The sequence below is a fragment of the Xanthomonas bonasiae genome, from assembly GCF_017163705.1.
Taxonomy (GTDB): domain Bacteria; phylum Pseudomonadota; class Gammaproteobacteria; order Xanthomonadales; family Xanthomonadaceae; genus Xanthomonas_A; species Xanthomonas_A bonasiae.
In genome coordinates, this window is record NZ_JAFIWB010000012.1 from 38,291 (window position 1) to 60,956 (window position 22,666).

Below are 22,666 nucleotides of genomic sequence, written 5' to 3' on the forward strand. Positions count from 1 at the left end.
GCGCGCGAATGGATCGATCAGTTCATCCCGCGAATGTATAGGCCGTCTTGACCGTCGTATAGAACTCCACCGCATAGCGGCCCTGCTCGCGCGGGCCATAGCTGGAGGCCTTGCGCCCGCCGAACGGCACGTGCGGGTCGACCCCGGCGGTCGGCAGGTTGACCATCACCATGCCGGCCTGCGCATGCCGCTTGAAATGCGTGGCGTGCTGCAGCGAGCGCGTGGCGATGCCGGCGCACAGGCCGAATTCGGTGTCGTTGGCCAGCGCCAGCGCGTGTTCGTAGTCGTCGGCCGGCATCACCGCCGCAACCGGGCCGAACACTTCCTCGCGCGCGATGCGGTGCTGCGGCTGCGCGGCGATCAGCGCCGGACGCATGTAGTGGCCCTGGTGCTCGCACTCCATCGCCTCGCCGCCGTACACCAGCTCGGCGCCTTCTTCCTGGGCGATGCGCACGTAGTCGCGGTCCTGCGCGAACTGGCTGGCGCTGGCGACCGGGCCGATATCGATGCCCGGGGTCAGCGCATGGCCGATCTTCAGCGTGGCCAGGCGCTTGCTCACGCGCGCGACGAAGTCGTCGTAGACCGCGCGCTCCACGATCAGGCGGCTGGACGCGGTGCAGCGCTGGCCGGTGGAGAAGTAGGCGCCGTTGACCGCGATCTCCACCGCCAGATCCAGGTCGGCATCGGCCAGCACCACCAGCGGATTCTTGCCGCCCATTTCCAGCTGGATCTTCAGCCCGCGCGCGGCGGCCTGCTTGAGCAGGTGGTTGCCGGTGGGCACCGAGCCGGTGAAGCTCAGCGCATCGATGCCGCGGTCCTCGACCAGCGCCTGGCCGACGGTGCGGCCGCTGCCGATCACCAGGTTGAACGCGCCGCTGGGCAGGCCGGCGCGGCTGAGGATCTCGGCCAGCGCCCAGGCGCAGCCGGGCACGATCTCGGCCGGCTTGAACACCACGGTGTTGCCGTAGGCCAGCGCCGGGGCGATCTTCCACGCCGGGATCGCCAGCGGGAAATTCCACGGCGCGATGATGCCGACCGTGCCGACCGGCTCGCGGGTGATCTCCACGTCCACGCCGGGGCGGGTGGAGGCGAGCTTTTCGCCGGGAATGCGCAGCGCCTCGCCGGCGAAGAACTTGAAGATCTGCCCGGCGCGCGCGGCCTCGCCGATGCTCTCCGGCAGAGTCTTGCCTTCTTCGGACGCCAGCAGCGTGCCCAGTTCCTGCTTGCGCGCCAGGATCTCGCTGCCGACGAAGTCGAGTGCGTCGGCGCGCTGCTGCGGCGTGCTCGCCGCCCACTTGGCCTGCGCCGCGTTGGCCGCGGCGATCGCGCCGCGCACCGCGTCGGCGTCGACGCTGCCGACCTCGCCGACCGGCGCGGACAGGTCGGATGGGTTCTCGTCCGCCGCGATGTCGCTGCCGGCCACCCACTGGCCGTCGATATAGCTCTGGAAACGTTGGCTCATGCCGTTCTCCTGTTCGGTTACAGCGCGCGCACGCCGCCCAGTTCGAACCCGGCCGACACCCGCTGCAGCGGATTGACCAGGGCCGCGCCCAGCTCCGGCAGTTCGATCTCGAAGCGGTCGCCCGGCTCGGCCTGCACGCCGTCGGCGAAGCTCAGCGTGGCGGTGCCGAAGAAGTGCAGGTGCACGTCGCCGGGCACGCGATGCGCGGCGTACTTGAAATGGTGGTATTCCAGATTGGCCAGCGAATGGCACATGTTGGCCTCGCCGGTGACGAAGGGCTTCTCCCAGATCACCGCATCGCCGCGGCGGATGCGGCTGCTGCCGCGCAGGTCGCGCGGCAGTTCGCCGCTGCGCAGCTCCGGCCCGACCGCGCAGGCGCGCAGCTTGGAATGGGCCAGGTACAGATAGTTCTGGCGCTCGGTGACGTGGTCGGAGAATTCGTTGCCCAGCGCGAAGCCGAGCCGGTACGGCACGCCGTCGGCGCCGATCACGTACAGCCCGACCAACTCCGGCTCCTCGCCGCCGTCCAGCGCGAAATCCGGCGACGGCAGCGGTGCGCCCGGCGCGACCAGGATGCTGCCGTCGCCCTTGTAGAACCATTCCGGCTGCGCGCCGGGCTGGCCGTCGCGCGGGATGCCGCCTTCCACGCCGAGCTGGAAGATCTTCATCGAATCGGTGAGCGTGCCCTGGTCGGCCTGCTGCTGCAGGTTCTGGTGCATCGCGTCGCGGGTGGCGGCGCTGCCCAGGTGGGTCAGGCCGGTGCCGGTGACGCGGCAGTGCGCCGGGTCCGGATGGGTCAGCGGCGACAGCACGCGGTGGTTCGCCAGCAGTTCGGCGTAGTCGAGCACGATGTCGCCGAGTTGATGCGTGGCGTAGTCGTCCAGGCCGAGGCCGGCGGCGAGCGCGGCGTTGGCCAGCGCATAGGTCGAGCCGACTTCGCGCAGCAGGCGCACCTGGGTGCCGTCCGCCGCCACCGCGCCCACGCTGGGGATGCCGGACTCGTCGAGCAGTTGGATCAATCGCATGAATCGGTCGCCTGTCGGAATACGAAAGAGCCGCGCGGCAGCACAGACCGCCGGTGCCGCGGATGCGCTTCTATTCTGGCCGGATGACCTATATGCAACAAATATCGTTTTTGGCTTAATGTATACGAACATTCATATGCATAGGGCCGCCATGCCTGCCGCCACGCCCTGGTTCGTCCGCGCCCGCCTGAAGACCCGGCAATTGATGCTGCTGCTGGCGATCGAGGAGGAAGGCAACATCCATCGCGCCGCCGAGACCTTGAACATGTCGCAGCCGGCCGCGTCCAAGCTGCTCAAGGACCTGGAGGACATGATGGAGGTGCCGCTGTTCGAGCGGCTGCCGCGCGGCATGCGCCCGACCTGGTACGGCGAGGCGATGATCCGCCACGCGCGCATCGCCCTGTCCAGCCTGGGCGAGGCCGGCGCCGAGATCGAGGCGTTGAAGGCCGGCTATTTCGGCAGCGTCAGCGTCGGCGCCATCGCCGGGCCGGCGATGACCCTGCTGCCGGCCGCGCTGGCCCAGGTCACCGAACAGCATCCGCTGCTGCGCGTGGCGCTGCGCGTGGACGGCAGCGACGTGCTGCTGGAGCAACTGGCGCAGAACAAGCTCGACATCGTGGTGGCGCGGCTGTTCGCGCGCCACGACAAGCGCAACCTGCACTACCAGGCGCTGGCCGAGGAAGAGGTGTGCGCGATCGCCCGCCCCGGCCACCCGATCCTGGCGATGCCGCAGCCGGCGCTGCGCGAACTGGCCGACGCCGGCTGGATCGTGCCGCCGGACGGCAGCGTGCTGCGCCACCGCTTCGAGCTGATGTTCCAGAACGCCGGGCTGGAGCCGCCGAAACGGGTGGTGGAGACCTCGGCGCTGGTGGTGCTGCCGCAGCTGCTGCGCCTGGGCGACTATCTGGCGGTGGTGCCGGTGGACGTGGCCCGGCATTTCGCCGACCACGGCAGCGTGGCGATCGTGCCGGTGGAACTGTCGTGCCGGATGGACGCGTTCGGCATCATCACCCGCACCGACTGGCTGCTGTCGCCGGGCGCGCGGATCATGCTGCAGGCGCTGCAGGCCGCGGCCGGGCCGGTGTACGGCTATGTCGCGCCGGCCGAGGATGCGGTGGCGCCGGCGGATGCGCGAACCGAAGGATGAGGTCGGGGCTGAAGCCCCTCCTACAGTGCACCCAGCCGGTCAACCGCAAACCCCTGTAGGAGCGGCTTCAGCCGCGACCGAACGCAGCGGTAGACATTCCGTCCGTCTGCGCACACCGTCGGGGCTGAAGCCCCTCCCACAGTGCACCCAGCCGACCAACCGCAAGCCCCTGTGGGAGCGGCTTCAGCCGCGACCGAACGCAGCGGTAAACATTCCGTCTGCAGACACCGTCGGGGCTGAAGCCCCTCCCACAGTGCACCCAGCCAACCAACCGCAAGCCCCTGTAGGAGCGGCTTCAGCCGCGACCGAACGTAGCGGTAGACATTCCGTCTGCGCACACCGTCGGGGCTGAAGCCCCTCCCACAGTGCACGCAGCCGACCAACCGCAACCCCCTGTAGGAGCGGCTTCAGCCGCGACCGAACGCAGCGGCAGCCCAGGCGTGCCGCCAAACCATCTGAGCCGAAGCCCTCCCACCCTGCAACCCGCCAGGCAATCGCGACCATCTTGTGGGAGCGACTTCAGTCGCGACGAGCGGAGCCTGGAAGCGCGACCGTTTCAACGATCGGTCGGAGCCCAAGCCCCCCCGACATGTCAGCGATGCACCCGCTCGCTCAGGTCCACCCACCATCCACCACGAACTCCTGCGCGGTGATCGCGCGCGACTCGTCCGAGGCCAGGAACAGCGCCATGCGCGCGATATCTTCCGGCATCACCTTGTCCGGCAGGCACTGGTTGCGCGCCAGTTCGCGCTCGCCGGCCTCGTCCAGCCACAGCGTGACCTGGCGTTCGGTCATCACCCAGCCCGGGGTCAGCACGTTGACCCGGATCCGCGCCGCGCCCAGCTCGCGCGCCAGGCCGCGGGTCAGACCGTTCACCGACGACTTGGCGGTGGCGTAGACCGGATAGCCGCCGGTCTTGGTCTGCCAGCCGGTGGAGCCGAGATTGACGATCGAACCGCCACCGAGCCGCTTCATGCCCGGCACCGCCGCCTGGATCGCGAAGAACGCGGCGCGCTGGTTGATCGCCACGCAGCGCTCCCAGTACTCCGGGGTCACCGCGTCCAGCGCATGCCGGTCGTCGCTGCCGACGTTGTTGAGCAGCACGTGGAAATCGCCCAACTCGGCGGCGGCCTCGCCCAGCGCCGCCTGCAGCGCGGCCACGTCGGTGACGTCGCAACGGCGCCACCACGGCCTGGCCAGGCCGGCCGCGGCCAGCCGCTCGGCCAGCGCCGCGCTGGCCTCGGCGGCCACGTCGACGAAGGCGACCTGCGCCCCCTGCCCGGCAAAGGCCTCGACCAACGCCGCGCCGATGCCCGACCCGCCGCCGGTGATGAAGACGCGGCGCCCGTGCAGGCTGCCGTAGGTTGCGTTGCCGGTGCCGGGAGACGCCGCGCTTGCCGTGTTGTCCATGCCGTTTCGCTCTAGGTGGATAGGATTTTGATATACGAAAAGAAATATCTGAATGCAGATATTTGTTATTTTTCATGTATCAATATGCCCGCTAGCATCGCCGACGTAAAGCACCCGGGCGACGCCGCGCAGGCACCGATCCGGGCCGATCAGGTCTCGAGGATTCCGCCAGCATGGGCTCACCCACCAAACCGGTCCGCCGCAGCCAGGCGTGGTTCGGTCGCGAAGGCAAGCAGGGTTTCTACTACCGCAGCTGGCTCAAGAGCGCGGGCCACCCGCACGACATGTTCGACGGGCGCCCGGTGATCGGCATCTGCAACACCTGGTCGGAGCTGACCCCGTGCAACGGCCACCTGCGCGAGCTGGCCGAGCACGTCAAACGCGGCGTCTACGAGGCCGGCGGCTTCCCGCTGGAATTCCCGGTGATGTCGCTGGGCGAAACGCAGATGCTGCCCACCGCGATGCTGTTCCGCAACCTGGCCAGCATGGACGTGGAGGAGTCGATCCGCGCCAATCCGCTGGACGGCGTGGTGCTGCTGATGGGCTGCGACAAGACCACCCCGTCGCTGCTGATGGGCGCGGCCAGCGTGGACCTGCCGACCATCGGTTTATCCGGCGGCCCGTCGCTGTCCGGCAACTGGCGCGGGCAGCCGTTGGGTTCGGGCACCGGGGTGATCCAGATGTCGGAGATGGTCCGCGCCGGCACCCTGAGCCAAGACGAGTTCGTCGAGGCCGAAGCCTGCATGCAGCGCTCCAAGGGCAGCTGCATGACCATGGGCACCGCTTCGACGATGGCCAGCATGGTCGAAGCGCTGGGCATCTCGCTGCCGGAAAACGCGGCGATCCCGGCGGTGGATTCGCGCCGCGCGCGGCTGGCGCGGCTCAGCGGCCGGCGCATCGTGCAGATGGTCGAGGACGACCTGCGCATGTCGCAGGTGCTGACCCGCTCCGCGTTCGCGAACGCGATCAAGGTCAATGCGGCGATCGGCGGCTCCACCAATGCGGTGATCCACCTGCTCGCCATCGCCGGGCGCCTGGGCGTGCCGCTGAGCCTGGACGACTGGGATCAGTTGGGGTCGCGGCTGCCGTGCCTGGTCAACCTGAAACCGTCCGGCCAGTACCTGATGGAAGATTTCTACTACGCCGGCGGCTTGCCGGCGGTGATGCGCGAACTCGGCGCCGAGCTGGACCTGGACGCGCTCACCGTCAATGGCCGCACCCTCGGCGAGAACGTGGCCGACGCGCCGTGCTGGAACCGCGAGGTGATCCATGCGCTGGACACGCCGTTCCGCGAACAGGCCGGCATCGCCGTGCTGCGCGGCAACCTGGCCCCGGACGGCGCGGTGATCAAACCCTCGGCCGCCTCGCCGCACCTGCTGCGGCACCGCGGCCGCGCGGTGGTGTTCGAAAGCATCGAGGACATGAAGGCGCGCATCGACGACGAAGCGTTGGACATCGATGCCGACTGCATCATGGTGCTGAAGAACTGCGGCCCACGCGGCTACCCCGGCATGGCCGAGGTCGGCAACATGCCGCTGCCGCCGAAACTGCTGCGCGCCGGCGTCACCGACATGGTGCGCATCTCCGATGCGCGCATGAGCGGCACCGCCTACGGCACCGTGGTCCTGCACGCCTCGCCCGAAGCCGCCACCGGCGGCACCCTGGCGCTGGTGCGCGACGGCGACATCATCGAACTCGACGTGCCCGGGCGCTCGCTGCACCTGGAGGTCAGCGACGAGGAACTGCTGCGCCGGCGCAGCGAATGGACGCCGCTGCCGACGCCGCTGCGCGGCTGGAGCAAGCTGTACGTGGAGCACGTGCAGCAGGCGCACCTGGGCGCGGACCTGGATTTCCTGGTCGGCGGCAGCGGCGCCGACGTGGCGCGCGATTCGCACTAGCGCCGCGCTGTTGTAGGAGCGGCTTCAGCCGCGACAGGCCTTACCGACAGCGCCTGTCGCGGCTGAAGCCGCTCCTACAAAAATCGATATCCGGCGCAGCCCTGGCCGCATGCCATCAGGCTTCTCCGCGAAAGCCCTGTCCAAGCATCGGACACGCAGCCCGTCACCGAAACGTCATCCGCAGCCTCTAGCCTGCGCCGCATCCAAGGGGCAAGGCAGGTCGGTGGCGGCACATCCCAAGCGCGCGTGGGCGCGCATGTTCGCGGAACATGGTCCGGTGCTGCGCGGCTTCTTCGTGCGCCGCGGCGCCAACGAGGATGCCGAGGACATGGTGCAGGAAACCTATCTGCGCCTGCTGCGCGCGCACCAGCACCAGGGCGAGGCGATCGCCAATCCCGAGGCCTACCTGTACACGGTGGCGCTGAACCTGGCGCGCGAACAGGCCGCGCGGCGCAAGCAGGCGCCGCTGCGCATCGACGAGATGGAGCAGTTTTCGCAATTGCTGGCCGCAGGGGACGACGTGGAAGACACGGCACAGCGACAGCAGCGGCAACAGCGCCTGCAGGCCCTGCTGGCCGGCTTGCCCGAACGCACCCGCGCGGTGCTGGTGATGCAGTACCGCGACGGCCTCAGCTACAAGCAGATCGCCGAACGCATGGGCGTGTCCGCGCACATGGTCAAGAAGCACGTGGTGCGCGGGCTGTCGGCGTGCCGGCGGGCGCTGGCCGAGAGCGGAGAAAGCTGGTGAACGAGGCCGCCTTCCCGCCGCGCAGCGCCACTGCCGAGGCCGCGCACTGGCATGCCCTGCAACGCATGCAGGCGCTGGACGCGAGCCAGCAGGCGCAGCTCATGGACTGGCTGACCGCATCGCCGCTGCACCTGCGCGAATACATGGCGGTGCTGCGCGTGGCCGGCGAACTGGGCGAGGCCATGCGCGGCATGGACCTGGACGTGGACGCGCTGCTCGACGCCGACCGTCGCGCCGACACCGACGCGGCGCCGCGCAACGTGATCGCGCTGCCGCTGCCGCAACGGCCACCGCGCCCCGCCGCGCAGATGCCCCGCGCCGCAGGCCGGCACGCGCGCCTGCGCGGCTGGGGCATGGGCCTGGCCGCGGCGCTGTGCGGCGTAGCGGTGCTGGCCGCCTGGGCCTGGCCGCGCACCACGACCTACAGCACCGCGCACGGCGAACAGCGCAGCGTGCAGCTGGCCGATCGCAGCACCGTGCACCTCAACGCGCAAAGCGCGCTGCGCGCGACGATGACCCCGTGGAGCCGGCGCCTGCAGTTGCTGCATGGCCAGGCCAGCTTCGTGGTCGCGCCGGATCGGCGCCCGCTGCAGGTGCTGGCCGGCACGCTGCGGGTCGAGGACATCGGCACCACCTTCGATATCGCCCTGTACCGGCAACAGGCACGCATCGACGTGGCCGAGGGCCGCGTGCACGTATGGCGCGCCGATCGCCCGCGGCAGCCGATGCTGGCCGATCTCGGCGCCGGGCAGAGCGCGCGCATCGACGCCGCCAGCGGCCGGGTCGAACTGGCCAGCGAGGACGTCGCCGCGATGCATGCCTGGTGGCAGCGCCGCATCGTGTTCCGCAACGAACCGCTGGCCAACGTCGCCGAGGATTTCAACCGGCTCAACCGCACCCGCCTGCTGATCGACGACACCGCCGCCGGTGCGATGCGCCTGACCGGCAACCTGCGCGGCGACGACATCGCCTCGCTGCGCGCGTTCCTCGCCGACCAACCGACGTTGCGCGTCACCGCCAGCGCCGACGCGATCCGCGTCGGCAGCCGCGCCGCGCCGCGGCCGGTCGCACGCTGACCGCGGCGTCGGTCGCCGAACGCGGCGACCTCCGTCTGCGCGCCTGGCCAGATCGCTGCGCAACCGCGAGCGCCGTGGCACTACGCGCGCAGACGCGCCACCCACCACCGTCCAGCGCGCACCCGGTCATGGTGCAAGCGTTCGTTCGCACGCGCACGCGACCAGCGGAGAAAACGACCGATCGCCCTCGCCCCACGCACGTGTCACAGAAAATTCATCGAAAAGCGGTGCCCGATCGTCGCTGTCGATCCTCGTAGTCCAGGCACAACGCAGCATTCCGCCCTTGCGGCAGCGCTGCGCCCCACCTTCCGCTCCCACTGGACAACGACGATGCGCCGCACCCTGTTCCTTTCCATCGCCCTCGCCCTGCATGCCGGTACCGCCGGCGCCCAGACCACGTCCGTCGCGGTCGATGCGATTCCCGCACAGCCGTTGGCGCGCGCGCTCAACACCCTGTCGCGGCAGAGCGGACTGCAGTTCGTCTATGCCGCGGGCGTGGCCGGCAATCCGCAGACCCGCGGCACCAGCGCCGGCGCCACGCCGGAACAGGCCCTGCGGCAATTGCTCGACGGCACCGGCCTGCGCTACCGCTATCTCAACCCGACCACGGTAACGATCGAAGCCGCAGGCGCAGAGGCCGACGCGGCGCAGGCGGCACCGCCAGCGGCATCCGCCGCAATGCCGGCCGCCGCGCCCACGGCGGACGCGCCGGTGAAGGAACTGGACCGCATCCAGGTGCTGGGCAGCTACGCCGGCAGCCTCAGCGCCGCGCTGCGCGAGAAGCGCTACGCCGACAGCGTGGTCGACGTGATCGCCGCCGAGGACATCGGCAAGCTGCCGGCGCAGAACGTGGCCGAAGCGCTGCAGCGCGTGCCCGGCGTGTCGATCGTGCGCGACCGCGGCGAAGGCGTGTACGTGCGCGTGCGCGGCCTGGGCCCGAACTTCCAGGTCACCACGCTCAACGGCCAGACCATGGCGGTCAACGAGAACGTGCGCACCTCCGGCCAGACCGGCCGCCAGTTCCGCTACGACACGCTGCCGGCCGAACTGGTGTCCGGCCTGGAGGTGATCAAGAGCCCCACCGCCGACCTGGACGAAGGTGCGATCGGCGGCATCGTCAACGTGCGCACGTTCCGTCCGCTGGAACTGGGCAAGACCCTGACCAACCTGTCGCTGGAATCGAGCCAGGCGCAGCGCACCCACGCCAACGATCCGCGCGTGTCCGGCCTGTTCAACTGGGTCAACGCCGACGGCAGCTTCGGCATGCTGATCTCCGGCGCCTACGCGCAGCGCAGCCTGCGCCAGGACCGGGTCAACGAAGTGAGCTGGGACTACTACCCCAACGGCGTGCCGGGCGCGCCCGGCGCCTATTACGCGCCGACCGGCCTGCGTCCGACGCTGGAACTGGAGCAGCGCGAGCGCACCGGCGTAGCCGCCTCGCTGCAATGGAAGCCGAGCGCGGCGTGGGAGACCAACCTGGACCTGCTCTACGCCAAGCAGACCGTGCACTACGACGAGTACAGCATGGGCGTGGGCTTCGACAGCCTGGCGAAGATGAGCAACATTCGCGTCGAGCACGGCGGCATCACCGGTTTCGACTACCGCAACGGCCAGGTGCAGATCTCGCGCGAGACCTCCGGCATCACCGACGACAACCGCAGCGCGCGCCTGTCCAGCGCCTGGAGCGGCGATCGCTGGACGCTGGGCGCGGTGGCGTTCCACTCGCAGGCGCACAGCTACGATTCGGACCCGATCCGGCGCACCCGCCTGCGCAGCGGCACCAATCTGTCGATGCGCGTGGAGATGCCGCAGGCCGACGGCGACAACGTGCCCGACTGGAGCTTCACCAACGGCTTCGATCCGAACAACCCGTCCACCGTGGCCGGACGGCGCCTGGAATGGCGCGAGATCGACGCGCGCGACAAGGAGGACGCGCTGCAGTTCGACGCCAAGCGCGCGCTCGACGGCGACTTCTTCCGCGACCTCAAGGTCGGCGCAAAATACCGCCAGCGCTCGCGCAGCTACGACCGCGCCGATCTGCTGCTCAACAGCATCGCCGGCGTGCGTTTCCCGGCCGGCAACTTCACCGCGCTGCCGGTGGACGACATGCTCGCCGACGCCAACGGCACCCTGCCGCGACAATGGCTGGCGCCGATCGAATCCACCTTCTGGGGCAACTGGCCGACCGCCGCGGACCTGGCCAACACGCCCAACAGCGCCGACCTGCAGAACTCCTACGAGGTGAAGGAAAAGATCGGCTCGGCCTACGCCATGGCCGATTTCGGCAGCGAACTGGCCGGCCGCGCCCTGCGCGGCAATCTCGGCGTGCGCCTGGTGCGCACCGAACAGACCACCGATGGCCACGCAGACGTCAACGGCACCGCGCAGCCGGTGCATTTCGAGCGCAGCTACAACAACGTGCTGCCCTCGTTCAACGCCGCCTGGGACGTGCGCGAGGACATGGTGCTGCGCGGCTCTGCGGCCAAGGTCATCACCCGCCCCGACCTCACCGACCTGTCGTCCAAGCTCACCTTCAACTCCAGCGGCGAGATCCTCACCGCCAGCGGCGGCAATCCCGGGCTCAAGCCGTTCGAGGCGTGGCAGTACGACCTGACCTTCGAGTGGTACATCGACGGCACCTCGGCGCTGACCGGCGGCGTGTTCTACAAGGACATCTCCAGCTTCATCCAGACCCAGATGTCGAACCTGGTCTACCAGGGCCAGACCTATCTGCTGTCGTCCAAGACCAACGGCAGCGAGGCCAAGGTCAAGGGCGCCGAAGTGGCCTACCAGCAGGTGTTCGCCGGCCTGCCGGCGCCGCTGGACGGACTGGGCATGCAGCTCAACTACACCTGGACCGACAGCGAGGCCAGCTACCGCGACGGCACCCGCACCTTCACCGACAGCCTGGAAGGCGTGGCCAGGAACACCTACAACGCGGTGCTGTTCTACGAGAAGGGACCGCTGATGGCGCGGGTCAGCTACGGCTGGAGCGACGACATCCTCAACGCGGTCGGCACCGCCAACGTCGCCACGCTCAACAGCGACAAGTTCGGCAGCCTGGACGCGAACGTGGCCTACAAGGTCAACGACAGCCTGTCGGTGTTCGTCAACGCGATCAACCTCACCGGCGAAGTGCAGCGCCAGTACGTCGGCGACCACCTGTTCGGCGGCTACACCGACTACGGCCGCACCTGGTCGGTCGGCCTGCGCGCACGATTCTGAGCCGAGCCCGCGCGGTCGCCGCCGTCGTGCGGCGCCGCGCGCGAGGGCGGCCGCGCCCGCTGCGGCGCTGTCCGCCGACCCGTCTTCCCGGCCGGTGCCTCGGCCAGCGGCATGGCGCGCCTTGCCGTCCCGCCTCTTCCGGAAACATGCGATGCCATCGATCCCTCGCCTAGCCGTCGCCGCGCTGCTCGCGCTCGCCCTGCTGCCGTTCGCCGCCGCGCACGCCGCCGTCGCGGCACCGCAGGACACCCTGGAAAAAGTCCTGATCCTCAAGCGCCACGGCGTGCGTTCGGCGATGTCCAGTCCGGAGCAGCTGGGCCGCTACTCGGCGCGCCCATGGCCGCACTTCGGCGTCCCCGCCGGGCACCTGACCGAGAACGGCGCGCGCCTGGAAGCGCTGTTCGGCGCCTACTACCGCGCGCGCTATGCGCCGCAGGGCCTGTTCGCCGGCGACGCCTGCGCCAGCGCCTACTACTGGGCCAATCGCACCCAGCGCACCATCGCCTCGGCGCAGGCGTTGGCGAGCACGCTGACGCCGGGTTGCGCGAACGAGGTGCACGGCGTCGCCGACGGCGCGTCCGATCCGCTGTTCGACGGCGCGCCGGCCCTGCGCACGCCCGCCGCCGCCGCGCTGATGCGCGCGGCCATCGCCGGCCGCATCGGCGGCGACGCCGCCGCCTGGAACGCGGCGCAGCGCGATGCGATCGACACGCTGCAGCAGCTGCTGTTGCAGTGCGCGCAGCGGCCGTGCCCGGCCGACGCGGACGCCGGCAAGCAGCGCCTGGACGCGGTGGCGGCGCGGATGGGCGACAGCGAAGACGGCATTCCCGGCGTCGAAGGCCCGGCGGCGGCGGCCTCCGGCATCAGCGAAAGCCTGCTGATGGGCTGGGCAGACGGCCAGGACTTCGCCGCGCTGGGCTGGCAAGGCCTGGACGAGGCCAGCCTGCTGCGCGCGTTCGCCCCGCACCAGGCCGAGTTCGCGCTGCGCCTGCGCGCGCCCACGGTGGCGCGCATGGCCAGTTCGCCGTTGGCCGCGCGCGTGCTGGCCACGCTGCAGCAAGGCAGCGACAGCCCCGCGCATGCCGCGCCGATCGGCGGCGCTGCGCGGCTGGTAGTCGTCTCCGGACACGACGGCACGCTGACCCTGCTGGCCGGCATGCTCGATCTGCACTGGCAGTTGCCCGGCTACCAGCCGGACCAGACCGTGCCCGGCGGCGCGCTGGTGTTCGAGCGCTGGCGCCGCGCCGATGGGCAACGCGTGATCCGCCTGCGCTACACCGCGCAGAGCCTGGCCCAGCTGCGCGAACAGCGCGCGCTGACGCTGCAGGCGCCGCCGCCATCCGCGCCGGTGTTCATTCCCGGCTGCAGCAGCGCCACCCCGGACTACGACTGTGCGCTGCCGACGCTGGCGGCGCTGATCGGCACCGCGATCGACCCGCACTTCATGAGCGAATGACGCCATGCCTCCGGCCGTCGGCCGGCGCCATGGCTGCCGCATCGGCGCATCCCGCGCCGCTTCCCTGGCCATCGTGCCAGCCGCTGTTCCCCACCACCGCAAGAGGCGATTCATGATCCAGCATCTACGCACCCTCGTGAGCTTCGGCATCGGAGTGAGTCTGGCCTGTGCCGGCGCGGCGCACGCGCAATCGGACACCGGCGTGCTCGACGTCCTCAGCTACAACGTGGCCGGTCTGCCCGAAGGCATTTCCAGCAGCAACCCTTCCGCCAATACCGCGCAGCTGGCACCGAAACTGGCGCCGTACGGCCTGGTCCACGTGCAGGAGGACTTCAACTACCACGCCACCCTGTATGCCGGCGACGCGCATCCCTACCGCACCGCCACCAGCGGCGGCGCCGCCATCGGCGACGGCCTCAACACGCTGAGCAACTATCCCTTCAGCGACTTCACCCGGGTCAAGTGGAACCAGTGCAACGGCACCGACTGCCTGACCCCGAAGGGCTTCAGCTACATGCGCGTGCGCCTGGCCGACGGCGTGCTGCTGGACGTGTACAACGCCCACCCCAACGCCGGCACCGAAGCCGGCGACCTGTCCGCGCGCCGCGCCAACATCGGCCAGCTCTCGCAGTTCATCCAGACCTGGTCGGCCGGCAACGCAGTGCTGGTGATGATGGATTCCAATACCCGCTATACCCGCGCCGACGACAACATCCGCACGCTGATCGCGGCCAACGGGCTGACCGATCCGTGGGTGGAACTGGTCAAGGGCAGCGCGCCGGCCGCCGGCGCCGAGCCGCTGCTGTGCGGCACGCCGCCGACCAATGCCTGCGAAGTGGTCGACAAGATCCTGTACCGCGATGCGCCGCAGCTGACCCTGGTCGCCAACCGCTACCAGCTCGACCCCGGCACGTTCTACGACAGCGCCGGCAAGCCGCTGTCCGACCACTACCCGCTGTACGCGCAGTTCGGCTGGGCGGTGGGCACCGACGTGCGCACCAGCGACCAGGTCGGCGGCCCGCACGGCATCCCGTTCAACGATCTGGCCGACAGCGCCAGCGGGCGTCCGCTCAGCGGGGTCACCCTGCGTGGCGGCGAGCGCCTGGACAACGTCGGCGCGATCCTGGACACCGGCAAGCTGCTCGCGCACGGCGGCACCGGCGGACAGGCGACCACCCTGTCGCTGGGCGCCAACGAGACGCTGACCTCGGCCACCGTCAGCGTCGGCAAGTACAACGACACGACCCGCGTGTTCTCGCTGAGCCTGCGCACCAGCACCGGCCGCAGCGTGCAGGCGGGCAAGCCGACCAGCGAGACCTATACGCTGACCGCGCCCAGCGGCTGGCACATCGCCGGCTTCACCGGCCGCGCCGGCGACGCGATCGACAAGCTCGGCGTGGTGTACCGGAAGAACTGACGCGTCGCGGCGGGTCGCTCGCGTTCGCGCACCAACGAGAACGGCGCTCGCAACAGCGAGCGCCGTTTCGGTTATGCGGATTGTCCCTGCGCTGCACCTGCGGCCGGCATGCCGGCGAACGCCGATGCGTCGCGGCGCGTGCAGCGCCACAGCGCTGCGCCCCGGATCGGGGTGCCGCGGTTTCCAGCGCCGATGCCGGCATCACCGCAGGCGGCGCATGCGCGCCAATGCATCGGCAGCGGCCGGATCGCGAGACCCGGCCGCTGCGGGATCGAACCGCAGATCAGGCCTGCTTCGGATCCGGACCGTAGGCGTTGGCGCCCCTGACCCCTTCCATGCACATGAAGACGAGGATCACCACGCCGCCCAGCCAGGGGATCAGGCCCAGCAGCACGTACCAGCCGGACTTGCCCTGGTCGTGGAAACGGCGCACCTGCACCGCGATCGACGGCACCAGCACCGCGAGCGAATACAGGCCCAGCAGCACGACCGCCACCAGCGACAGCGCGCCGGTGCCGTTCTGGCCGCCGACGCCGCCGCCGATTCCCATCAACACCATCAGCACGGTGATCACGACGATGTTCAACAGCGTGAACATCCAGTACTCCTTGCGCCGCGAACGCCCGGAAAAATCCGCGTAGCGCTTGAGCGGCATCAACATCCATTCCATTGTATTTCCCTTTTTTTCGAACCGCTGCGTCACTGCAGCGGGCGGCATGGTGGCATAAACCCCGCCGCAGGGAAACGCTTGCAGCTACTCGCTCGCCGCCTCCAGCGCCTGCGCCAGGCGCTCCACCGCGATCACCTCCATGCCCTTGACCACGCCGGTCTTGGGCGCATTGGCCTTGGGCACGATGGCGCGCTTGAAGCCGTGCGTGGCCGCTTCGCGCAGCCGGTCCTCGCCGTTGGGCACCGGGCGGATCTCGCCGGACAGGCCGACCTCGCCGAAGGCGATGGTCTTCTCCGCCAACGGCTTGTCGCGCAGCGAGGACAATACCGCTAGCAGCACCGGCAGGTCGGCCGCGGTCTCCTGCACGCGGATGCCGCCGACCACGTTGACGAACACATCCTGGTCGCCGACCAGGATGCCCCCGTGCCGATGCAGCACCGCCAGCAGCATCGCCAGGCGGTTCTGCTCCAGGCCCACCGCCACCCGCCGCGGATTGGACAGCGGCGAGGCATCGACCAGCGCCTGCACTTCCACCATCAGCGGCCGCGTGCCTTCGCGCGTCACCATCACGCAGCTGCCGGGCTGGTTGGCGCTGCTGCCGGACAGGAAGATCGCCGACGGGTTGGAGACTTCCTTCAGGCCCTTCTCGCCCATCGCGAACACGCCCAGCTCGTTGACCGCGCCGAAGCGGTTCTTGAACGCGCGCAGCAGGCGGAAGCGGCTGCCGCTCTCGCCCTCGAAATACAGCACCGCATCGACCATGTGCTCGAGCACGCGCGGCCCGGCGATGCCGCCTTCCTTGGTCACATGGCCGACCAGGAACACCGCCGTGCCGGTCTCCTTGGCGTAGCGCACCAGCCGCGCCGCGCTCTCGCGCACCTGGCTGACCGAACCGGGCGCGGCGGTCAGCGACTCGGTCCACAGGGTCTGCACCGAATCGGCCACGATCAGCCTGGGCCGCGCCGCGCTGGCGTGCTGCAGGATCTGTTCGATGCCGGTCTCGGCCAGCGCGTTGAGGCCGTCCAGCGGCAGATCCAGGCGCACCGCGCGCCCGGCGACCTGGGCCAGCGATTCCTCGCCGGTCACGTACAGCACCGGCAGCGTGCCGGCCATCTTGGCCAGCGCCTGCAGCAGCAGCGTCGACTTGCCGATGCCCGGGTCGCCGCCGATCAGCACCACCGCGCCTTCGACCAGGCCCCCGCCGAGCACCCGGTCGAACTCGCCGATGCCGGTGGACACGCGCGCCTGGTCGCGATGCTCCACGTCCTTGAGCGCGGTGATCTTCGGCGCCTCGGTCTTGCCGGCCCAGCCGCTGCGCCGCGCCGCGGCCGGCGCCTTCGCCGTCGCCGCGCTTTCCAGCACGATCTCGCTCAGCGAATTCCACGCTCCGCATTCGGTGCACTGGCCCTGCCACTTGGTGTATTCGGCGCCGCAGTCGCCGCACACATAGGCCGTTTTCGCTTTTGCCATCTCGTTCTTGTCCGCTGCCAGGAGGCAACAGCATAGGCGCTGGCGGTCTCAGGTTGCGCGACAGAACGTCGTCACGACGTGGGTGCCTCAGGCACCAGTGTCCTCGGGCTTGAGGCCCATCGAGTATTCCTCGATCTCCTTGCCATCGACCCAACCGGTGGCGCAGTCGCCAGCGTAGTGGCCATCCGGCTTGAGTGCGCAGGCGATGCCGGTTGTCGGGCGTTTCCATTCGGTCGGCGAGTCGGCGCCCTTGCACATCGCGTTGCCCCGACAGAGCTTCACGGTACGGGTTGGAATCGCCATGACCAGGGCACGAACCAAAACCCCTTCCTTGCGTTGGGCCGCCCGCAGGCAGAGCAGCTGGTTTACTCCGACATGTGCGACGGGCTTGCCTGCGGCTGGTTTGAAACTGTCCTTGAGTGTGACGCCGTTTTCCGCTGCAACAGCGCCGAACGACAGGTTCGAGGTGCAGTCATCGCCGGCGTCGATCGCCATGCCGTCAATGGTGCAGGCAGGGTTACCGTGCGTGTCGCTGGTGCAGGACACGGCAGAGCCAGGTGACGACGCCTGCAACATAACCTGCAAGGCGTGCGCATCGCCTGGCGCGGCTGACGCCGCCGAGGCTGTTAGCAGCACAACCAGGCTCAGCGCCCATCCAGAAGAATGGATGCTCTGTCTGCTACCGAGAAGTCCCCTCACGCTGCCTTTGACGGAGCCGGCGATGGCCTTGCAGCTGGAATTGACGAGCATGATTGTCACGGGCTTCTCCTAAGCGACCTTTTGCACAATGCATACATCCGGGCCATCGACTGCACCTGTGGGGCCGGCATGACCTGGACCCTGGCGATCAGCGACCAGCCGAAATCATGGTCTGGGGCGCTCATCGTGATTTGACACCGCCCTTTCCAGCTGCGCGCTTTCATGTGAGCTCGCTCTCCACATCTTGCAACGTCGGCGTCGTGGAATGCACGCAGCGCTCAACGCGCCTTGTACAGCTCGCTCAACCGGTCCGGCTTGCCGGCGATGCGTTCCAGGTGCGGATACTGCAGGCCGCCGTGATAGGCGATGCGCAGCGTGTCGTAGCGGTTGCCGCGCTTGACCAGCAGCTCGATCGGCGCGGTGCCGCCCTTGGCCGCGGTGATCGCCTCCTTGATCGTGTCGGCGCTGAACTCGCGGCCGTTGACTGCGACCACGCTGTTGCCGGCGATGATGCCGGCATCGAACGCCGGACCATCCCACAGCACGTCCTGCACGCTGCCCTTCTCGTCCAGGCTCAGGCCCAGCGAATAGGTCAGGCCGACGCCCTTCTTGGTCGCTTCGTAGGTCTTGATCGCCTCGTTCGGCTGGTCGGTATAGACCAGCTTCCAGCCGCTGGCCTCGATGCCGCCGACCAGCGAGCCGTGGCCATCGACGCGGCTGCGCAGGAACGTCGCCCAGTCGTACTTGGCCACGCCGTCGAGCGTGGCGACGATGTCCTCGAAGGTATACGGATTCACGTCCCAGGCGCCGTCGTGCATGCCGAAGAAGGCCTTGGCGAAGTCGTCGATCGAGCGCTTGTTGCCGCTGAGCTCGCGCAGCTTGGCGTCGGTCTCCAGCCACAGCATCTGCCCGCCGGAATAGTAGTCCTCGCTCATCTGGTAGCTGCGGTAGGCGCGCGGCCGGCGCATCGACATGGTCGGATCGTTGGTGGTGTCCTGCAACGCGCGCCAGGCCATGCCGGGGCGGCCGCGCTGGTAGGTGGCGGCGACGTCGGCGAGCATGTCGCGTGCCTGGCTCTGCGTCCACAGGCCGGAACGCGCGGACAGCACTTCGCCCCAGAACTGGGTCTGGCCTTCGTACAGCCACAGCAGGCTGTCGCCCATCGGCACGTTGAAGTTCGGCGTGGCCAGGTCGGCGCCGCGGCGGTACTTGCCGTTCCAGGAATGGTTGAACTCGTGCGCAAGCAGGTCGCGCCGGTCCCAGCTCTTGTCCCACTCGGTGAAGTAGTTGAGCGGGCCGCTGTTCTCGCTGGAGCGGTGATGCTCCAGGCCGATGCCGCCGAGCTTCTCGGTCAGGGCCAGCAGGAATTCGTAGTGGTCGAAATGGCGCGCGCCGTACAGCTTGTCCATCTGTTGCACCAGCGCCGCGTGCGCCTTGATCTGCTCGGGCCTGGCCTCCAGCGACTTGGCCTCGTCGGCGAACACGTTCAGGTACACCGGCGCCTTGCCGCCGGCATCCAGCGCGATGCGCTTGTAGTACTTGCCGGCGAACATCGGCGAATCCACCAGGTCGTCGAAGTCGATCGGCTTGAACGTCACCGTGTCGCCGACCCGCGTGGCGGTCTCCAGCGCGGTGGCGTAGCTCCAGCCCGGCGGCAGGGTCACGCTGGCCTGGGCCTTGATGTTGCGCGCGTAGTAGCCGGCCGGGTACAGCGCGGTGGTGTTCCACTGCAGGTTGAGCAGTTCCGGGGTCATCATCACCCGGCCCTGGCCGTCGCCCTGCGAGGACAGGAACTGGAACTCGGCGACGATCTCGCTGGCGCCCTGCGGTACCTCGACCTTGAACGCGTACACGTCGAACTGGTCGCGCTTCCACGGCAACACCTGGCCGTTGGCCTTGATCACCAGCCCGGCCAGCTTGTCGATCGGCCCGGTCGGCGAATGGTTGCCGGGGATCCACTGCGGATACAGCAGGGTCATCGGACCCGGCGCAGCCGGCATCGTGGTGCGCACGCGGAAGATGCGGTGCGCCAGGTCGGTGGCATCGACATCGATCTTCAGCGTGCCGGCGAACGGCACGTCCTGCGGCGGCGCGGTCTGCGCCGAGGCCTGGAACGCGACAGTGGCGGCCAGCAGCAGCGGCGCCATCCAGGCGGTGGACTTGTTCATGGGGTCTCCAGTGGGGGTGCGGCGGACGAGCAACCCCTGATCCTATGCCGGCGGCGGCGTGGCGCTCTATGCCATTGGTCATGCATCGGTGCCATTGGCGCCCTCGATACCGACGCGTTCACGCCTCGCCGTGCCGGCCATCCATCGCTGCCGCCAGCGCCTGGCGATCGTTCGGCGAGAGGAGCGCGCGCTACGGCATTGGCGCGCGGATCACGCCGGCAGCTTGCCGACGGCGCTGCCTGTCAGGCGCACGTCCGTGCAGTCTCTGCCGCAAGCCGCGCGATGGCGCTTCAAGACCGCTTCAAGCGCGATTGAACTTCCCGAGCAGCGCCACCAGTTGCGCCAGCTCGGCATCGTCCCAGTGCGCCAGGCGCGCCAGGAACATCTCGGCCTTGACCGCATCGGCGGCCTGCAGGCGCCGGTCGCCCGCATCGGTCAGGCGGTATACCGTTCCGCGGCCGTCGTCCGGATCGGCCATCGCCTCCACCAACCGGTGTTCGCTCAGCGACTTCGCCAGCCGGCTGACCGCGCTCTTGTCCATGCCGAGCAGCTCGGCCAGGCGCCCGGCCTTGCTGGGACCATGCCGCGCGAGCGCGGCGGCAAGCTGATACGCGGCGGGCTGCAGAGCGGGATGGAAACGCGCGGCCGACGCGGCCATGACCGCGCGCGATGCCGCCAGCAAGGCGCTCAGTTCGCCACCCAACTCCCCGACCAGTGCCGCATGACGTCTGCCCATGTGTTCTCCGCATGCATCAAAAGTGCGCATGGACAGTGCGCGGCTTTCGTGATTTAGTTGATATATATCAACCAAACCGATGCCACGCCATGCCCACCCTTCCCACGATCCTCATCACCGGCGCGACCGACGGCATCGGCCAGCTGGCGGCCCTGGCGCTGGCACGCCGCGGGGCACGCCTGGTGCTCACCGCACGCAGCCAGGTCAAGGCGGACAGGACCCGCGCCGCGATCCTGGCCGTCGCTCCAGCCACGCCGGTCGATGTGCATTATGTGGATTTTTCGGATCTCTCGGCGGTCGCGGCGACCGGCAAGGCGATCGCCAGGCAGCATCCGCGCATTGACGTGCTGATCAACAACGCAGGACTGCATGCCTTCCGGCAGCGCGTCAGCACGGACGGCTATGCGGAAATGATCGCGGTCAACTACTTCGCCCCGTGGCTGCTGACCCATGTCCTGCAGGAATCCCTGCTGCATTCCGCGCCGTCGCGCATCGTCACGGTCGGCTCGGAGGCCTCCCGCCATAGCGGCGCCCTCGCCATCGAACGCGACCTGCTCGACATCGCCCCTTTCGGCGTACGCGGATCCTCGCGGATCTATGGCCGCAGCAAGCTGCTGGACATCATGTTTTCCCTGGAATTGGCGCGTCGGCTTCGCGGCAGCGGGGTGACGGTGAACTGCCTGTGCCCCGGTTTCAACGTCACCGGCCTCGGCCGGGAATTGGGCTTCGCACGGCCGCTGGCCAGGCTGCTGCGATGGTTCGACATCGGCAACCCCCGACACGGCGCCGACGGCATCGTGCGGCTTGCGGTCGATCCGGTTTTCGGCCGCCAGACCGGCGCTTACGTGTCGGCGAAGCATGCCCGCGCGCTGACCCCGTGGGGACCGGGAAACAGCGACGCGGCGAGGCGGCAGTTGTGGGATGCGACCGCCAATCTGCTTGCCCGGTTCGTCGCATCCGCCCCCGCGCACTGAAGGCGCCACGCGATCGCCAACGAAGACACGCCTGTGCCGCAACGAAGAAGGCCGCCCGGAGGCGGCCTTCCTGCGTTCACGCGGATGACGACATGCGCATGCCGTTGCGCGTGCCCGGCCTCAATGCATCATGTTGACGTTGAGGTTGTGCATGACCCACAGCGAGCCGACCACCACGATGCCGATGATCAGCAGCGAGAACAGGCCCACGTGCACGTTGGAGCGCTGCTCGGCGGAGCGGTCCATGTGCAGGAAGTAGATCAGGTGCACCAGCATCTGCACCGCGGCCAGCACCGCGATGACGATGACGGTCACGCCCTTGGGGAACGCGCCGCTCATGACCATGCCGAACGGGATCACGGTGAGCACCACCGCCATCACGAAGCCGATCAGGTAGGACTTCAGGCCGCTGCCGTGCGACTGCTCGGCGTGTGCGTCGGAAGGATGGTGGTTGGCCATTACAGCGCTCCCAGCAGGTAGACGATGGTGAACACGCCGATCCAGATCACGTCCAGGAAGTGCCAGAACAGGCTCAGGCACGCCAGGCGGGTGGTGTTGCGCGGGGTCAGGCCGTTCTTGGAGATCTGGATCACCAGCACCGCCATCCACAGCAGGCCCGAGGCCACGTGCAGGCCGTGGGTGCCGACCAGGGTGAAGAACGCGGACAGGAACGCGCTGCGGCCGGGGCCGGCCCCTTCGTGGATCAGGTGGTGGAACTCGTAGATTTCCATGCCCAAAAAGCCCAGGCCCAGCGCCGCGGTGACCGCCAGCCAGCCGTACAGGCCGCCCAGGCTGCGCTTGTGCGCGGAGATCATCGCCAGGCCGAAGCTCAGGCTGCTGAACAGCAGCAGGAAGGTTTCCACCAGCACGAACTTCAGGTCGAACAGTTCCTTGGCGGTGGGGCCGTCCACCGTCGCGCCGGCCAGCACCGCGTAGGTCGCGAACAGGCCGGCGAAGATGAGGCAGTCGCTCATCAGGTAGACCCAGAACCCGAACACGGTGTTGCCGCCGCTGTCGTGGTGGGCGTGGTCGTCGTGGCCGTCGGCGTGGACGGCGTGGTTATCGAGCGTCGTGGAGGACATGGT

Annotated in this window: 18 protein-coding genes; 8 read left to right on the top strand and 10 right to left on the bottom strand. The window is 69.1% G+C overall.

Features of this window, described 5'->3' with window-relative positions:
• Positions 1 to 22: 22 nt before the first annotated feature.
• Complete coding sequence (locus JR064_RS12060; RefSeq protein ID WP_206229866.1) at positions 23 to 1,462, bottom strand: aldehyde dehydrogenase family protein; 1,440 nt, start codon at positions 1,460 to 1,462, stop codon at positions 23 to 25.
• Between the two features lie 17 nt (positions 1,463 to 1,479).
• Entirely contained in the window at positions 1,480 to 2,487 is a 1,008-nt protein-coding gene (araD1, locus tag JR064_RS12065; RefSeq protein ID WP_179570827.1) for an AraD1 family protein, read from the bottom strand.
• A 151-nt stretch (positions 2,488 to 2,638) separates the two neighbouring features.
• Here araD1 and JR064_RS12070 point away from each other — a divergent pair, with 151 nt between their 5' ends.
• A complete protein-coding gene (locus JR064_RS12070) occupies positions 2,639 to 3,634 on the top strand; it encodes a LysR substrate-binding domain-containing protein (RefSeq protein WP_206229867.1) in 996 nt (331 codons plus the stop codon).
• Positions 3,635 to 4,246: 612 nt separating this feature from the next.
• Here the strand turns inward: JR064_RS12070 and JR064_RS12075 are convergent.
• Positions 4,247 to 5,044 (bottom strand): SDR family NAD(P)-dependent oxidoreductase, encoded by a 798-nt coding sequence (locus tag JR064_RS12075; RefSeq protein ID WP_206229868.1) that lies wholly within the window; start codon positions 5,042 to 5,044, stop codon positions 4,247 to 4,249.
• Positions 5,045 to 5,217: 173 nt separating this feature from the next.
• On the opposite strand from JR064_RS12075, the gene JR064_RS12080 reads away from it, so the two are divergent.
• From JR064_RS12080 to JR064_RS12105, 6 genes are all read left to right on the top strand, one after another.
• Positions 5,218 to 6,942 (top strand): IlvD/Edd family dehydratase, encoded by a 1,725-nt coding sequence (locus JR064_RS12080; RefSeq protein WP_206229869.1) that lies wholly within the window; start codon positions 5,218 to 5,220, stop codon positions 6,940 to 6,942.
• Between the two features lie 223 nt (positions 6,943 to 7,165).
• A complete protein-coding gene (locus JR064_RS12085) occupies positions 7,166 to 7,690 on the top strand; it encodes an RNA polymerase sigma factor (protein ID WP_179570823.1) in 525 nt (174 codons plus the stop codon).
• A gap of 65 nt (positions 7,691 to 7,755) precedes the next feature.
• Positions 7,756 to 8,766, top strand: a complete 1,011-nt coding sequence (locus JR064_RS12090) for a FecR family protein (protein ID WP_206229910.1) — start codon at positions 7,756 to 7,758, stop codon at positions 8,764 to 8,766.
• A 330-nt stretch (positions 8,767 to 9,096) separates the two neighbouring features.
• Positions 9,097 to 11,991, top strand: coding sequence for a TonB-dependent receptor (locus tag JR064_RS12095; RefSeq protein ID WP_206229870.1), 2,895 nt, complete (start codon positions 9,097 to 9,099; stop codon positions 11,989 to 11,991).
• Between the two features lie 151 nt (positions 11,992 to 12,142).
• Positions 12,143 to 13,447, top strand: a complete 1,305-nt coding sequence (locus JR064_RS12100; protein WP_206229871.1) for a histidine-type phosphatase — start codon at positions 12,143 to 12,145, stop codon at positions 13,445 to 13,447.
• Positions 13,448 to 13,559: 112 nt separating this feature from the next.
• Positions 13,560 to 14,864: a jacalin-like lectin gene (locus JR064_RS12105; RefSeq protein WP_206229872.1), complete on the top strand. Its 1,305-nt coding sequence runs from the start codon at positions 13,560 to 13,562 to the stop codon at positions 14,862 to 14,864.
• A 283-nt stretch (positions 14,865 to 15,147) separates the two neighbouring features.
• Here JR064_RS12105 and JR064_RS12110 read toward each other — a convergent pair whose 3' ends face one another.
• From JR064_RS12110 to JR064_RS12130, 5 genes are all read right to left on the bottom strand, one after another.
• The gene (locus JR064_RS12110; RefSeq protein WP_191824902.1) at positions 15,148 to 15,534 is read right to left on the bottom strand and encodes a DUF805 domain-containing protein; all 387 of its coding nucleotides are present in this window, start codon (positions 15,532 to 15,534) and stop codon (positions 15,148 to 15,150) included.
• An 84-nt stretch (positions 15,535 to 15,618) separates the two neighbouring features.
• Entirely contained in the window at positions 15,619 to 17,004 is a 1,386-nt protein-coding gene (radA, locus tag JR064_RS12115) for a DNA repair protein RadA (protein ID WP_191824903.1), read from the bottom strand.
• A gap of 87 nt (positions 17,005 to 17,091) precedes the next feature.
• Positions 17,092 to 17,763, bottom strand: coding sequence for a hypothetical protein (locus tag JR064_RS12120; RefSeq protein WP_206229873.1), 672 nt, complete (start codon positions 17,761 to 17,763; stop codon positions 17,092 to 17,094).
• 218 nt (positions 17,764 to 17,981) lie between these two features.
• Positions 17,982 to 19,871, bottom strand: a complete 1,890-nt coding sequence (locus JR064_RS12125; RefSeq protein ID WP_206229874.1) for a M61 family metallopeptidase — start codon at positions 19,869 to 19,871, stop codon at positions 17,982 to 17,984.
• 301 nt (positions 19,872 to 20,172) lie between these two features.
• Positions 20,173 to 20,607, bottom strand: a complete 435-nt coding sequence (locus JR064_RS12130) for a MarR family winged helix-turn-helix transcriptional regulator (protein ID WP_191824906.1) — start codon at positions 20,605 to 20,607, stop codon at positions 20,173 to 20,175.
• Between the two features lie 89 nt (positions 20,608 to 20,696).
• On the opposite strand from JR064_RS12130, the gene JR064_RS12135 reads away from it, so the two are divergent.
• On the top strand, positions 20,697 to 21,581 hold the full coding sequence (locus JR064_RS12135) for an SDR family NAD(P)-dependent oxidoreductase (RefSeq protein ID WP_206229875.1): 885 nt from the start codon (positions 20,697 to 20,699) through the stop codon (positions 21,579 to 21,581).
• A 120-nt stretch (positions 21,582 to 21,701) separates the two neighbouring features.
• On the opposite strand, the gene cyoD is transcribed toward JR064_RS12135, so the two are convergent.
• On the bottom strand, positions 21,702 to 22,040 hold the full coding sequence (cyoD, locus tag JR064_RS12140) for a cytochrome o ubiquinol oxidase subunit IV (RefSeq protein WP_179570815.1): 339 nt from the start codon (positions 22,038 to 22,040) through the stop codon (positions 21,702 to 21,704).
• Positions 22,040 to 22,663, bottom strand: coding sequence for a cytochrome o ubiquinol oxidase subunit III (cyoC, locus tag JR064_RS12145; protein WP_206229876.1), 624 nt, complete (start codon positions 22,661 to 22,663; stop codon positions 22,040 to 22,042). Before cyoC ends, cyoD begins: the two co-directional genes overlap by 1 nt.
• Between the last annotated feature and the right edge of the window lie 3 nt (positions 22,664 to 22,666).

Coding starts and splice junctions, on each gene's coding strand:
- JR064_RS12060 (WP_206229866.1), bottom strand. CDS start 1,462: ATGAGCCAACGTTTCCAGAGCTATATCGACGGCCAGTGGGTGGCCGGC.
- araD1 (WP_179570827.1), bottom strand. CDS start 2,487: ATGCGATTGATCCAACTGCTCGACGAGTCCGGCATCCCCAGCGTGGGC.
- JR064_RS12070 (WP_206229867.1), top strand. CDS start 2,639: ATGCCTGCCGCCACGCCCTGGTTCGTCCGCGCCCGCCTGAAGACCCGG.
- JR064_RS12075 (WP_206229868.1), bottom strand. CDS start 5,044: ATGGACAACACGGCAAGCGCGGCGTCTCCCGGCACCGGCAACGCAACC.
- JR064_RS12080 (WP_206229869.1), top strand. CDS start 5,218: ATGGGCTCACCCACCAAACCGGTCCGCCGCAGCCAGGCGTGGTTCGGT.
- JR064_RS12090 (WP_206229910.1), top strand. CDS start 7,756: ATGCAGGCGCTGGACGCGAGCCAGCAGGCGCAGCTCATGGACTGGCTG.
- JR064_RS12095 (WP_206229870.1), top strand. CDS start 9,097: ATGCGCCGCACCCTGTTCCTTTCCATCGCCCTCGCCCTGCATGCCGGT.
- JR064_RS12100 (WP_206229871.1), top strand. CDS start 12,143: ATGCCATCGATCCCTCGCCTAGCCGTCGCCGCGCTGCTCGCGCTCGCC.
- JR064_RS12105 (WP_206229872.1), top strand. CDS start 13,560: ATGATCCAGCATCTACGCACCCTCGTGAGCTTCGGCATCGGAGTGAGT.
- JR064_RS12110 (WP_191824902.1), bottom strand. CDS start 15,534: ATGGAATGGATGTTGATGCCGCTCAAGCGCTACGCGGATTTTTCCGGG.
- radA (WP_191824903.1), bottom strand. CDS start 17,004: ATGGCAAAAGCGAAAACGGCCTATGTGTGCGGCGACTGCGGCGCCGAA.
- JR064_RS12125 (WP_206229874.1), bottom strand. CDS start 19,871: ATGAACAAGTCCACCGCCTGGATGGCGCCGCTGCTGCTGGCCGCCACT.
- JR064_RS12130 (WP_191824906.1), bottom strand. CDS start 20,607: ATGGGCAGACGTCATGCGGCACTGGTCGGGGAGTTGGGTGGCGAACTG.
- JR064_RS12135 (WP_206229875.1), top strand. CDS start 20,697: ATGCCCACCCTTCCCACGATCCTCATCACCGGCGCGACCGACGGCATC.
- cyoD (WP_179570815.1), bottom strand. CDS start 22,040: ATGGCCAACCACCATCCTTCCGACGCACACGCCGAGCAGTCGCACGGC.
- cyoC (WP_206229876.1), bottom strand. CDS start 22,663: ATGTCCTCCACGACGCTCGATAACCACGCCGTCCACGCCGACGGCCAC.